At 44.8% G+C, this 13,747-nt stretch carries 14 protein-coding genes; 11 read left to right on the top strand and 3 right to left on the bottom strand.

Annotated elements, in window-relative coordinates:
• Positions 1-20: 20 nt before the first annotated feature.
• Positions 21-1,283 carry a YeeE/YedE family protein gene (locus tag BLU12_RS05015; protein ID WP_091461022.1) on the bottom strand — a complete coding sequence of 421 codons (1,263 nt, stop codon included), beginning with the start codon at positions 1,281-1,283 and terminating at the stop codon, positions 21-23.
• A gap of 269 nt (positions 1,284-1,552) precedes the next feature.
• Between BLU12_RS05015 and BLU12_RS05010 the strand changes: the two genes are divergently transcribed.
• The 4 genes from BLU12_RS05010 to BLU12_RS04995 are packed head-to-tail and all read left to right on the top strand — an operon-like array spanning position 1,553 to position 4,457.
• Positions 1,553-1,828 carry a lipoate protein ligase C-terminal domain-containing protein gene (locus tag BLU12_RS05010; RefSeq protein ID WP_091461020.1) on the top strand — a complete coding sequence of 92 codons (276 nt, stop codon included), beginning with the start codon at positions 1,553-1,555 and terminating at the stop codon, positions 1,826-1,828.
• 3 nt (positions 1,829-1,831) lie between these two features.
• On the top strand, positions 1,832-2,590 hold the full coding sequence (locus BLU12_RS05005) for a lipoate--protein ligase family protein (protein ID WP_091461018.1): 759 nt from the start codon (positions 1,832-1,834) through the stop codon (positions 2,588-2,590).
• Between the two features lie 13 nt (positions 2,591-2,603).
• Complete coding sequence (locus BLU12_RS05000; protein WP_091461016.1) at positions 2,604-3,485, top strand: radical SAM protein; 882 nt, start codon at positions 2,604-2,606, stop codon at positions 3,483-3,485.
• Positions 3,486-3,488: 3 nt separating this feature from the next.
• A complete protein-coding gene (locus BLU12_RS04995) occupies positions 3,489-4,457 on the top strand; it encodes a radical SAM protein (RefSeq protein WP_091461014.1) in 969 nt (322 codons plus the stop codon).
• A 185-nt stretch (positions 4,458-4,642) separates the two neighbouring features.
• Here the strand turns inward: BLU12_RS04995 and BLU12_RS04990 are convergent, their stop codons facing one another.
• Together BLU12_RS04990 and BLU12_RS04985 are read right to left on the bottom strand one after the other, a co-directional pair.
• On the bottom strand, positions 4,643-5,521 hold the full coding sequence (locus tag BLU12_RS04990) for an MBL fold metallo-hydrolase (protein WP_091461012.1): 879 nt from the start codon (positions 5,519-5,521) through the stop codon (positions 4,643-4,645).
• 61 nt (positions 5,522-5,582) lie between these two features.
• Positions 5,583-6,479, bottom strand: coding sequence for a peptidoglycan DD-metalloendopeptidase family protein (locus BLU12_RS04985; protein ID WP_091461224.1), 897 nt, complete (start codon positions 6,477-6,479; stop codon positions 5,583-5,585).
• Between the two features lie 269 nt (positions 6,480-6,748).
• Here BLU12_RS04985 and BLU12_RS04980 point away from each other — a divergent pair, with 269 nt between their 5' ends.
• From BLU12_RS04980 to BLU12_RS04950, 7 genes are all read left to right on the top strand, one after another.
• Positions 6,749-8,365, top strand: a complete 1,617-nt coding sequence (locus BLU12_RS04980) for a mannitol dehydrogenase family protein (RefSeq protein ID WP_091461010.1) — start codon at positions 6,749-6,751, stop codon at positions 8,363-8,365.
• A gap of 2 nt (positions 8,366-8,367) precedes the next feature.
• A complete protein-coding gene (gene uxuA, locus BLU12_RS04975; protein ID WP_234945487.1) occupies positions 8,368-9,480 on the top strand; it encodes a mannonate dehydratase in 1,113 nt (370 codons plus the stop codon).
• 67 nt (positions 9,481-9,547) lie between these two features.
• Positions 9,548-10,555, top strand: a complete 1,008-nt coding sequence (locus BLU12_RS04970) for a C4-dicarboxylate TRAP transporter substrate-binding protein (protein ID WP_091461007.1) — start codon at positions 9,548-9,550, stop codon at positions 10,553-10,555.
• A gap of 85 nt (positions 10,556-10,640) precedes the next feature.
• Entirely contained in the window at positions 10,641-11,180 is a 540-nt protein-coding gene (locus tag BLU12_RS04965; protein WP_091461005.1) for a TRAP transporter small permease, read from the top strand.
• Between the two features lie 24 nt (positions 11,181-11,204).
• Positions 11,205-12,494: a TRAP transporter large permease gene (locus tag BLU12_RS04960; RefSeq protein ID WP_234945472.1), complete on the top strand. Its 1,290-nt coding sequence runs from the start codon at positions 11,205-11,207 to the stop codon at positions 12,492-12,494.
• Positions 12,495-12,558: 64 nt separating this feature from the next.
• The gene (locus BLU12_RS04955) at positions 12,559-13,317 is read left to right on the top strand and encodes a GntR family transcriptional regulator (protein ID WP_091461003.1); all 759 of its coding nucleotides are present in this window, start codon (positions 12,559-12,561) and stop codon (positions 13,315-13,317) included.
• Between the two features lie 57 nt (positions 13,318-13,374).
• Positions 13,375-13,701 (top strand): cupin domain-containing protein, encoded by a 327-nt coding sequence (locus BLU12_RS04950; protein WP_091461001.1) that lies wholly within the window; start codon positions 13,375-13,377, stop codon positions 13,699-13,701.
• Positions 13,702-13,747: the final 46 nt, after the last annotated feature.

Raw genomic sequence — 13,747 nt, 5'->3', positions numbered from 1 at the left:
TTCCTGCTCGTAGGCGTTAGTTACCCCAATATCTTGCTCCTGATCTTACAGCTCAAGATGCCTCCTATTACCATGAAAACCAGAAATATCCATCCCGATAGCGAAAGATTGGCAATAGGGCTATACAACGCCCCTACGTTACATCCATTAGCAAGGCGAGTACCAAATCCCATGCAAATACCGCCTAGCGCAAATACTGCAGCCTCTTTCTTTTTCATGCGCAATCCTGACTTAAACGCTTGCGCGAATTGCCCCGCTGTTAGCAAATATATCAAGGCTCCTACGATAATCCCGAAGTTCTGTACCGAAGCGCCGTGCTTAAAGAAGGGCAAAGTGAAGGTATCGGCGGACATATGGGTGAAATTGGCGATAGACTCGGGCGACATGCCAAATAACATGAACAATTTACCTACCCATATTCCGTAAGGAGTAGATGCACCCCAACCGGCCTTGGTCACGCCCATCAGGAGCATAAAAAGCAGGGCCAGCACGACAGCGCCTTCCCTTAACGTCCAGGGTTTTACGAAGAGATGCTCGTATGTCTGGGCGCTAAAAAGCTTGAAAGTCTTTACGTCCATCGGTTTAAGTTGGTCCTGCATGATTTCAAGAGGAACGCCTGTGTATGTATTGGTTTCAATCCTTTGCTTTTCGTACAAATAACAAAGATATACCACAATCCCGCTGAATAAGGCCATTAGCAAAATAGCTCCCAAATAACCCCCGAAACCGTCGCCCTTGAAAAGATCGGGTAGAAAAACTCCCCCCGCAAGCTTACTGCCAACCTCCGTCGAAAACCAGGAATCATTGACCCAGCTTGCGGTTCTTTGTATGGGAAAACCGAGGAAAACACCTACGCCGAAGAAGAAGAGCGTAATGATGGCCTTTGGAAGAGCAGAGGGAAATATTGTAAGTACTCCTGTTGCACAGCATTCGGAAAAGGACATTCCAAATCCGAAGAGAAAGGCGCCAATAATTAACCCCATATTTATAGGATTAATCCAAAGATTGTAAGAAGCAGGATCCGATCCGTACAAAAAGGCTGCCATCAACAAGCCCGTAATAAAAAACATGAACGTCATCGTTCTCATCAGCTTGGTAGACCCGGTTTTATACGCCCTGTATACGCTGCCGGCAAAGCCTGTATACGCCCTCGATAATGTGTATCCCAACCCCATCCCTATCAACAGTCTGAAATAAAGGTCATTACTGCTTAAAAACATCTTGCCTCCGACTACAATGCATAAGGCTGCCAAAAATCCGACGACATATTCAACCTTCTTCATACAAAGTTACCCTCCCTAAACGTCATGATGCTTAGCCAATGTCCTAAAGGTTTTGCCGGTTCGGCAATATAAGAATGCGTTCATTACCCCAAGCCCTTCGAAAAAACTTTGTTAAATCTGCCACAACTTAATGTGAATTATATAGCCTATAGGGTATATTTGTCAACCCTACCAGGTATTGTATCCGACCCCAGGATGTCTGTTTCAAGATGAATGTTATAATAAACATCGTCTATGGCAATTAAAAATATTTATGAGAGGGTGCGCAGATGCCCTATGGAGAGTTCAAGGCGCCAAAGGGAATTATAAAGGTTTCGCTCGAGCTTGACGGGACCGTCATATCGGATATCAACATAAGCGGTGATTTCTTCATGTATCCTGAAGAAGCGCTTGACGACCTTGAGCAGCTGTTGATCGGCGCCAAGGCAGAGAGGGAAGAGTTATCCAAGCTTATAAGGGAGTTTTACGAACAAAGGCAGATCCAAGCGCCAATGCTTACGCCCGACTGCTTCGTCGAGGCCATAATGAGGGCCGTTAGGAGGTAAATCATGGAGGGCTGGAGGGTTATTCCTTTAAGGGTAGACGATCCCTTCTACAGCATGGCCATTGACGAGGCCATTTTAAAACTTAACTCAGAAGGGAGGTCTCCTAATACTTTGCGATTTTGGAGGTGGCAGCCCTCGACCGTTTCGCTCGGGTATTTCCAAAGCCTGGAGCGCGAGGTCGACCTGCAGGCCGCAGCCAAATACGGCGTAGCCGTCGTTAGGCGTTTAAGCGGCGGGGGTGCCGTGTTTCACGATCACGACGGCGAGCTTACCTACAGCGTCGTCTGCAGGCAGGAGGATTTGCCCCGCGACATCATGGAGTCCTTCAGGGTGATCTGTGGTGGGCTGATCAAGGGCTTTGAACGCTTGGGCCTTGAAGCTCGCTTTGCTCCGTTAAACGACGTCGAGGTGGGCGGCAAAAAAATCTCAGGCAGCGCACAGACAAGAAAGTGGGGAAGCGTCCTGCAGCACGGCACGATACTTGTTGACCCTGACATCCGATTGATGTTCGAGTTGTTAAAGGTAAGCCCGGAGAAGATCTCGGACAAGTTCATCGCATCCGTTTACGAGCGGGTAACGTCACTTGCACGAGATCTAAAAAAGCGCCCGAGCTTTGAGGAGGTAAAAGATGCAATGTGCGCAGGCTTTGCCGATTCCTTGGGCGCATCTTTCGAGGAAGGCGACTTGACGTCTGAGGAAATAAACTTAGCGGAAGAGCTAAAGGCAAAATACGCCTCAAAAGAATGGCTCATGAAGCGGTAAAGGTGCAGGCGGAATGAAAGAATACGAAACGACAGCCGACAATAAAAATAATTTTTATGCCTTCTACCCAAAACCATTATTTCCCTCCCTTTCGATAACAGGAAAAGCTTGCGCCATGCACTGCAAACACTGCAATCGTCACTACCTCGAACATATGATCCCCTGTAGTGATCCCGCAACCTTTTACCGAAAGTGCCACGAATTCGACAAAAAAGGATACAAGGGAGTGCTTGTAAGCGGCGGTTACAACGAAAAGGGGTGGGTGCCTTTGGAGGGCTTCGTCGACACATTGGCACGCATCAAGGGCGATACAAAGCTGGCGATAAACGTCCACTGCGGGCTCGTTCCCGAAGGTCTTGCCCAAAGCCTTGGTCGAGCCGGCGTCGACGTCGTTTCCTTTGACTTGATAGGCGATGACGAAACGATAAGGGAAGTCATAGGTCTTGACAAATCTGTCGATGATTACGTTAGCACCTTGGACTATTTGCTTGAAAATGTCTCCTGCGTGGTGCCCCATATAACGATTGGCCTCCACGGGGGGCGCCTCAAAGGTGAAAAAAGGGCCGTTGAAATAGCATGCTCAAGGAAAGTAAGCACCCTTGTTTTTTTGGTGTTGATACCCACAGGCGGTACGGCCTTCGAGGCAGTAAACCCTCCGTCGGCCGATGAAGTCGAAGACGTAATATCCTACGCCCGTAGCAAAATGAAAGAGACAAACATTTTTCTCGGCTGCATGAGGCCCCGGCAAACAGAATACGAGCTTCGGGCCCTCAAGGAGGGCGTAAACGGGATCGTGGTGCCGAAAAAAGAAACTTTGGAAGCGGCTCGAAATATGGGTTTAAAACTTCAAAAAATAGACCTCTGCTGTGCCGTCCCAATGGAGATAGGAGGGTAAAAGTTGGTCAAATATGTAAGGGTTGCACTGGGCACCGCTGCTATTTTAGGCTTTTGCAAGGTTAAAATTGAAGTTGTCCCCACCACGGCCCATCTGCTGGTTTACAGTGAAAGCAAGTGTCTTGCCAACTGCATGTTTTGCCCTCAGGCAAGAGAAAGCCTCGCCGACGGCGAGATGCTTTCCAGAGTGGAGTGGCCAAGGTTTTCGCTGGACAACGTCATCGAAGCGCTGCAGAAATCAACCCATGCTTTCAAAAGGGTATGTCTTCAGTCCGTAAATTACCCCAGTGTCGCAGATGACCTTATCGAAATAGTTTCGACGATAAAGAAAGCCTGCGATCTTCCCCTTTCCGTCGCGTGCCATCCGATCTCGCCAAAGGACGTAAAAAGGCTGACAGATGCAGGAGCAGAGCGCATAGGGATCGCCTTAGACGCCGCTACACCCGAACTTTTCGAGAAAATAAAGGGCAAAGGAGCAAAATCTCCCTACCGCTGGGAGACTCACTTAAAGGCCCTTGAGGAGACGAAAAAGCTTATCGGCAGGGCGACAACCCACCTCGTAGTCGGCTTGGGAGAAAGTGAAGAAGAGATGATAAGGACAATTCAGATGCTTTACGACCGTGGTATAACGGTAGGGCTTTTTGCCTTTACGCCCGTCAAGGGAACCCCACTTGAAAAATGGCCGAGGCCTAAAGTTTCTAGCTACAGAAAAATCCAGATGGCACGCCACCTCATAGCAAGCGGCATTACAAGAGCAGATAACATGAAATTTCAAGGCGGATGCTTAAATGATTTTGGCGTTGACGGCGCTACGCTTGAGCTTGCCGCGGACAGCGGCATCCCCTTCATGACGTCAGGATGCCCTAATTGCAACAGGCCCTTTTATAACGAATCGCCCTTGGGCCCTATGTATAACTTCCCTCGAAAGCCCACAAAAGAGGAGATAGAATCCATCAAGAAAGAGCTTGGCTAAATGGACTACGAAAAGTGGTTTGCTTGCGTAAATTAAGTATTTGCTGGGCATCGCACTACTGAAGATACAAGGGAAGGCGTGACGGGCTTTTTTGAAAAACGTTATCCATCATGAAAAGGGAGATATGTTCTTCTTAAGACATCGCTTCCTATGCACCTGATCATAGTCGTGCCATGCAATGCGACCTATAGATCAACTATTGTTCCTACATGAAGCTGCTTAAAGCGGTCACCGAGCGTTTTCGAAAATTCGCATAGTGCGGCCATGCCTGTGCAATGTCCGGCGATTATCTCATGTATGTCAAGATCCACAAAGGCGGCAGCGGTTTTCTCGATGCGCTCTCTGGAGGCTTTAATTAGATGAAAGCCGCCGATAACTACATCTACACGGTCCTCCTTGGTTATCTCTTTCGAACGGTCGATTATATTTACGATCCCAGCGTGACTACAGCCCGAAACTACAGCAATGCCCTTCCCGGCTACCTTTATGATGAGCGAAAGATCATCACGTATTTCGTCAGGCACTATTTTGCCTTCCTCGATATTGTAAGTTCCTATGCCCTGATTTTCGAAATCCCGTTTCCTGGGAACTTCACCAGTGGTCGTAACGCCGGGCATTATTGCGAAAGGTTCCTTGGTAAGCATAAGCACGCCTCCGGCTGCCTCTATGGCCTCTTTTCCGTTTTCTCGCGTAATCCCGATATTGTGGATGAAGGAATCGAAAGAGTAATTAGGCCGGAAAATATCCGGATGAGCGATCACTGGGATATCTTTTTTCCCGATGGCTTTAAGTGTTTCCACTAAGCCCTTAGTATGATCGTAGTGGCAGTGAGATAGAACAATGGCATCGATGGAAGAGGGCTGGATGCCAAGAAGCTCCATATTATATAAAACAGGAAGCCCGGATTGGCCCGTGTCCATGAGGATTCTGCGATACTCTTGTCCCGATTTGACTTCGATGAGCAGTGAAATACCATGTTGAGCCAAAAAAGAAGTATTTTGTCCCGCATAGTCGTCGAGAATAACAACTATTCTTGCAGCATCGGCTTCTTTCTTTCGTTCCATCGCATCGACCCCCTAAATTATATTTCTGTCGTTTATTGTAGCACTAAAGAAGAACTTGAACTTACGAGCTGATGATAACAGAGGCTTTATCCTTCAAACTCATCCTTTTTCCGTCTCGAGGGATCAACTTCCACATAAAATCACCGGACAAACCCATATAACACGAAATGCCCTTCATGCTAAAGTTGTCCAACTTTACTGAAAAAGGTTCCACTTCAAACCTGGCAAAACCGTCGGAGTAAATTTTTGTTACGTGACCTATCCTTATGTCTTCGATATAAACGGGATCGCCGATCTCTGCCCTTTCGCGTGCCAGCACGCCTCCAAAGCCGTAATGCGGCAAACCTCCGTCTAAAATCCCAATGCCCTTGCCAACTGTAACAGGCAGGCCGGAAAATAAGCCCATCCGGGCAGTAGGGCCTTTAAGGAGCATGTAATTCGGCCTTTGGACGACGACTTTGCCCTGAAAGCTTGAGGCAGGAAGCGCGCCGTAAAACTTTTCCCATTTCAAGGAAGCGTAAATCGGCATGCCTCCCCTTGCCCTGATCAGATTGTCGCGTGGCCTGATTTCGACGTGCATATGACGATCGGTCCAGGAGTCGAAGTGGCCGTTTTTTACCATCTCCCCCAGAGTCTGGCCAACCTTTACGCAGTCGCCCACCTTGACGATTGGTTTTACATGGAGGATGCGAACGAGATACTCCGAGGTCACCGGCGTTTGGATGGCGATCAAGTATTCCTTTGTGGGTATTTGAAATTGCTTCGTCCTTGGGGCTGTAAATTCATAAATATACATAACCTTTCCCTCTACGGGAGAGGGTGCGTCATGAGAGAAAGGGTAAATGTCGACAGCTTTGTGTTCGAAGTGCGCAGGGTAGGGGCTGTTGAAAAAGGTCACTCTGTTTGACAGATGCGCGTATATCTTTATCCCACAGAAACTTGCGATCTCAACAGGCAAAAAATATCTTCCTTTCATTAAAATCCCTGAAAAAATCCGCATCCCAGATCGATTAAACAACACAAACAACAGCAATTATACAACTCCCCCTATCTGTCGTCCCCACATTATCTTTCGTAGTGCAAATATAGCAATTTATCGTAGATATATAAATAGGGCGTTAAAATACAGCTAGTTTGTATTGACAACTTACATACAAGTATGGTAGTATGCAAGCAGCTGGAGTATGAGGTTCCTTTTTAAACCATTCAAAACGCAGGTGATGTAGAGTGAATCTTCGCGTGCAGGATTTAAAGAAAGGCAATGAATGGCAAGAAAAAGGATACGAACTGCCCAAGTTCGATCTGCGGGAAATGAAAAAATTGACATCCCAGGATCCAATATGGCTTCATTTTGGTGCCGGAAACATATTTAGAGCTCTGCCGGCCGCACTCCATCAGACGTTGCTTGACAATGGCCTCTGTAACAGCGGAATAACAGTTTGCGAGGCCTTTGACGAAGAGATAATCAGAAAGATTTACGATCCCTACGATAATTTAAGCGTTGTCGTCTCCATAAAATCCGACGGCACCATGCAAAAGAAGGTCATAGGAAGCATTGCTGATGCTTTAACCGCAAGCGATAACATCGATAAGCTTGCTAAGATTTTTACCTCCCCATCACTTCAAATGGTAAGTTTCACGATCACCGAAAAGGGTTATTCTTTAGCTGATTCTAACGGAGAATATTTTCCCCAAGTCCTTCGTGAACTTGAAAATTTCCCAAGCGCACCAAAGACCATAATGGGCCTCGTGGCCATGCTGTGCTACAAAAGATATCAAGCAGGAAGGCTGCCGATTGCTCTGGTAAGCATGGATAACTTCTTCCATAACGGCGACAAGCTATATGAAGCCATAAATACTTTCGCGACGAATTGGGCAAAAAACGGCTTAGTTGACCCCGGCTTCGTAGATTACATCAACGATCCGAAACTTGTGACTTTCCCCTGGAGCATGATAGACAAGATCACGCCAAGACCCTCTGAAAGGATAGAGGCCCTGCTGGAATCGGACGGTTTAAAAGATATGAAGATCATATGCACATCCAAAAATACTTACATTGCGCCCTTCGTAAATACCGAGCATGTCCAATATCTTGTAATAGAAGATACTTTCCCAAATTCTCGCCCTCCACTTGAAAAGGCAGGGGTCATATTTACCGACAGAGACACCGTCGACAAAGTGGAAAGAATGAAAGTCTGCACCTGCTTAAACCCCCTTCATTCGATGCTTGCGATCTTCGGATGTCTATTGGGTTATAAAGCTATCTTTGAAGAGATGCGCGACAGCGACTTAAAATCCCTGATCGAAAGGGCCGGATACGACGAAATGTTGCCCGTTGCAGTAAACCCGGGCATTATAGACCCCGAGCAGTTCATGCGCGAAGTCATAGAAGAGCGCCTGCCCAACCCCTTCGTTCCCGATACTCCGCAAAGGATAGCCTGCGATACCTCTCAAAAGATTCCCATACGCTTCGGAGAGACGCTTAAGGCACACATCGCCAAAGGACACGACATAACTGCTTTGACCTATATCCCTCTGTTTTTTGCGGGATGGCTTCGCTATTTGATTGGAATAGATGATAAAGGAGAGGCATTCGAGCTCAGCCCCGATCCGATGGTTCCCGAATTACACGAAAAAATGAAGCACATATCTATCGGCGACAAAGGTCCCTTTGGCGATATACTCAGGCCTATTTTATCCAACAAATTAATTTTCGGGATCGATCTGTGCGAGCACGGCCTTGCGCCTAAAATCGAAGGAATGCTTGAGGAAATGTTGACAGCACCCGGCGCTGTGCGAAGGACGCTTAACAAGTACGTAAACATGGAGGTAGATATGTCGTGAAGATGAGTTTTCGTTGGTTTGGAAAGGAATATGACCATATAACGCTTGAACAGATCAGGCAGATTCCCGGAATGGAAGTAGTTGTAACCAGCTTGCTCGACATACCAGTTGGTGAGGTGTGGCCAATAGAACGTCTCAAGGCCCTAAAGGAAGAAGTCGAAAGCTACGGCTTAAAGCTTGAAGTGATAGAAAGCGTAAACGTACATGAGGATATTAAGTTAGGGCTTGAAACGCGGGACAGGTACATAGAAAAATACATAAAGACCATAAAAAACCTCTCCCAAATAGGCGTGAAGGTGATCTGCTACAACTTCATGCCCGCCTTCGACTGGCTTAGGACGGAGTTAGAGCAGCGGTTAGACGACGGCTCCAGGACCATGGCATATAGGCACGATTTCGTCTCCAAGATAGATCCTGAAAACTTTGCCGAACAGTTCATGGAACAGTCGAAGGATTCAGAACTTCCCGGTTGGGAGCCCGAAAGGCTTAAGGAAATCTCAAGGACCATAGAAAGATACAAAGAGATGACAGAGGACAAGTACTGGAAAAATATCAAATATTTCCTCGATAGCATAATACCTTCCGCAGAGGAGTGCGACATAAAGATGGCCATACACCCCGACGATCCGCCCTGGCCGGTTTTTGGCTTGCCAAGGGTCATAACGGGAAGGGAGAATATACGCAAATTTCTGGACCTGAACAAAAGCAGGTACAACGGCATAACCGTTTGCACCGGTTCTCTTGGCGCTAACAGGCAAAACGACATCCCTGCTATCATTAGGGAGTTTGGTAGGGAAGGCAGGATCCATTTTGCGCACATCAGAAACCTTAAATTCACCTCCGAAAGGGATTTCTATGAAAGCGCACACCTCTCCAAATGCGGATCCCTTGACATGTTTGAGATCGTAAAGGCCTTTTACGATGTGGAATTTGACGGATACATGAGGCCGGATCACGGTAGGATGATATGGAAAGAAACAGGCCGCCCCGGTTACGGGTTATACGATAGGGCTTTGGGCGCAGTTTACCTGCAGGGTCTGTGGGAAGCGATAGATAAGATGACAAATAAAACATCTACGATTTTTAGACACAATTATAGCTCTGCGAAAATTTAGCATATCTTAAAAGGGTAATTTAAATAAAATATGTTGTTTAGATTAAATATAAAATATTAGAGGAGGAATGATCAAAATGTTTAACCGCAAATTTTTCGTAATTGCAAGTTTGTTTCTGTGCGTTGTAGGCTTCTGGTTAATATCTAGCGCTACAGTTGCGGAATGCGCTGATAAATATGCTTTGCGTATTGCTCATGTGGTTAGCACCAGCGATCCTATGCATGAAGGCGCACTATGGTTGAAAAAACGAGTTGAGGAGCTTACAAATGGGGGATTACAAATAACTGTATACCCTGATGGTCAATTAGGCGGTACTGATGATCAGCTTGAACAAGCAAGGGTTGGCGCCAATGTCGCATCAATTGCAGATGCTGCCAGATTAGCGGAAATTGTTCGTTCAATTGGAGTGCTGGATATGCCTTATATGACGAACTCATACGAAGAAGCGAGGAAAGTCGTAATGTCAGATTTCTTTAAGGAATGGACGAAACAATTAGAGGAACATGGGTACAAGGTTCTTGCCTTTAATTGGTATCAAGGTGCAAGACATGTGGCAACTCGAAACATTCCGGTTAAAATACCTGCAGATTTAAAAGGCGTAAAAATACGTACAACAGGTTCAAGGGTTTGGCAAGCAACTGTTCGTGCTATGGGAGCATCTCCAGTATCATTAGAATGGGCTGAGGTGTACCCTGGGCTTCAGCAAGGGGTTATAGATGGCTGTGAAGCACAGTATCCGGCAATTTATGGGGCTCGCTTATACGAAGTTGTTAAATATATTTCAGAAACTGGTCATTTCCATCTTCTCTCGCCTCTTGTTGTAGGAATTAATTGGTTCAACAGTTTGCCTCAAGATTATCAAAATATCCTCATGGAAGTAGCTGCAGAAGCAGGAGATTACGCGTCTCAATTAACGCTCAAGAGAATAGACGATTATAAATCAGAGATGGTTAATTCAGGAGTAACGATCTTAGAAGTGGACACAACTCATTTTCGTGAAGCCACAGCTCCTCTTTACGAAGAACTTGGTTATACTGAGGAAAGAAAAATTATAAATGACTTTCTTAATCAATAGCTTTCACTCTTTATCTAAATATATGTATCGTGCATATGTATTACAAGAGTAAAACAATATAAGTATTTTAAAGGGGGAAGTAGAAATGACTAACAATAAAGCTCACAAGTTAGAATATGTAGAATATATTATCGCACAAATCATTTTGGTTTTAATAGTTTTATTCGTATTTTCAGATGCTGTAATGCGATATGCAGGCTTCCCCCTTGTTTGGGCTAGCGATATTGCAAAACTGCTTTTTACTTGGCTTGTATTTTTAGGTGGAGATATTGCTTTGAGACACAACCGCCATATAGGTATTGATTTAATTGTTAATATGCTCCCTAACCGTTTGAAAAGGATCGTTCTTATTTTTATTCAGATGTTAATTGCAGTTTTTCTTATTGCAATAGCTTGGTATGGATTATCATTGACATTTCAAAATGTCGAAAGGACATTCGATTCTTTACGTGTTAGTTATGCATATGCTACTGCAAGCGCTCCAATTGGGTGCATCTTGATGTTGCAAACCACAATAAAAAAGATAATTGAATTGATGAAATCACCACTTCCAGAAACCTTTCATGACATCAATAAGGATGCAGATTGCCCCATGGATGTTAATGCACTGAGTGAAAACCACTAATAAAAGCAAAAAGGGGTTGTTTTCATGGGCATGTTAACTGTATCAATAGTTTTTCTAATACTATTATTTATAGGTATGCCTTTAGCATTTACTATTGGAATCTCAGCTTCATTATTTTTCGTCGTTGATCCATATATACCCTTTTCTATTGCAGCACAACGTATGATAGGCAGTCTTCAGAATTATCCTTTACTTGCCGTCCCCTTCTTTGTCCTCGCAGGTAATTTAATGAACGCTACAGGCATAACAGATCGCCTCATAAAATTTTCTACCATATTAACTGGACATCTTATTGGCGGTCTTGCCCATGTAAATATAGTATTAAGCGCTTTAATGGGTGGATTATCCGGTTCTGCTGTAGCAGATGCAGCGATGGAATCTCGAATATTAGGCCCAGCAATGATAAAACAAGGATTCGATAGAGCTTATACTGCTGCGGTTACTGCAATGAGTTCTCTTATCACTGCAACAATTCCTCCTAGCATAGGGTTTATATTATATGGATATGTGGGACAGGTCTCAATAGGCAGATTATTCATCGCAGGCATAATTCCTGGAATCTTAATGGCTATTGTGCTGATGGTTACTGCTTATATTACTTCTAAAAAAAGAGGATATGCACCGGTGCGCCCAAGGCGCTTTACTTTCAGTGAACTCCGTGATAGCTTTTTAGAAAGTATCTGGGCATTGATTTTTCCATTGTTACTTATAGGTGGCATTAGGTTTGGATTGTTTACACCTACGGAAGGTGGAGCATTTGCTGTTGTATACGCTGCAATTATTGGTATGTTTATTTATAAAGAACTTTCATGGGAAAAGGTTAAACTTGCTTTAAGTCAAAGCGTAGTGGACATTGGAGTTATACTTTTGATCATTGCATGTTCAGGTATATTCGGGTACGCTATTATAACTGACCAAGTCCCTCAAAAGGTCGCTGTTTTAATAACTTCCGTTACGACAAATCCGACCTTGTTGCTGTTTATAATAATGGCCTTTTTATTTGTTGCCGGGATGCTCATGGAGGCTACAGTTAATACTTTGCTTTTAACTCCTATATTTTTACCCATCATCAGATCTATTGGAATCGATCCTGTCCATTTTGGAATAATTATGATGACAATTGTTACTCTTGGAGGGATGACTCCCCCTGTAGGAGCTGTAGTTTATACTGTTTGCTCTTTGTTGGATGTCTCGGTTGAAAAATACGTGATACAGTCAATCCCATTTTTAGTAGCAATTGTGGTATTAATTATATTATTTGCCTTAGTGCCAGATATTGTCCTAATACTTCCAAGATTAATTTATGGATCATAGTTGATTATTTCTTGTTATATAGAAAACGTTATCACAACTTGGCGAAAAAGTAGGTGTATAAAAATTGCTGGAAATATTGCCGAAGAATAAAAGAGAAACTGCAAGAGAATACGTTACCAGGGTTTTAAAATACAATATTGTTAACTTAAACTTGAAGCCCGGGCAGGCAATAAGCGAAAACGAAATTGCAGAATTGCTTGGCGTAAGCAGGACGCCTGTGCGAGAAGCTTTCCTTGAGCTGGCCAAGGCATCGATCGTGGAAGTGTACCCCCAAAAGGGAACGTACATATCCTTGATCGATATGGAGATGGTCGAGGAGGCACGTTTTATGAGGTGTGTTCTCGAGAAGGCGATCGTGGACCTCGCCTGCGAAAAGTTAACGGAGAGGGATTTCATCTTCCTTCAACACAATTTGGAATTACAGGAATATTGCGTCAGTCGGGGAGATTATAAACAATTGCTGGAGCATGATAACGACTTCCATAAATACTTGTTTAAGGCCTGCAATAAAGAGCGCGTTTACAATACATTGAGGGGCATGATGACTCACTTTGACAGAGTCCGTATCCTCAACCTCGCTGAGATGGACATGAGAAAGACCGTTGACGAACATAGTGCGATCCTGGAAGCGATAAAAGTCAGGGATAAAAAGAAGTCTGTGGCTTTAATGGAAAAACATCTCACTAGAGTCCTGTTTGATCAGAGCTATCTCGCAAAGCAACATCCTGAATACTTCAAAAGGCCTAAGTCCAGCCCCGCAAGTGGACAAGCTAACGATGATGTACAATATAGTAACAAAGAGGCGGGAATTTACATAAGTTAAATTAGGCCTAAGCACAGAAATTTGCGCCCGATCTTAGAAATGGAGAGCGTACCTTTAATGAAAAAGAATGCGAATCTTTATGATCCATCATCAGCGTCGCTTAGCGAAGAGGTCACTGAGATTCTTTATGGCGACGAATGGGTGCGCATAGAGCGCATCATTTCGACAGGCCAGGCATCTCCCGAGGGGTTTTGGTACGACCAAAAAGAGAATGAATGGGTGTGCGTCCTCGAAGGACAGGGAGTTATCCAGTGGGAAAACGGCAGCACAAAAGTGCTCAATAGGGGAGAATGGGTTTTAATCCCTGCTCACGTCAAACACCGCGTACTTTCGACAAGCACCGCCCTGCCCTGCCTGTGGCTTGCCTTTTTCTGGAAGTGCTAACCCTCCTGTAAATATTGGAATAAAGAAGATAATTGTTTTATAGTAT

Origin of the sequence: Acetomicrobium thermoterrenum DSM 13490 (genome assembly GCF_900107215.1) — a bacterium.
Lineage (GTDB): Bacteria > Synergistota > Synergistia > Synergistales > Acetomicrobiaceae > Acetomicrobium > Acetomicrobium thermoterrenum.
This window is presented reverse-complemented; position numbering and strand designations above follow the sequence as displayed.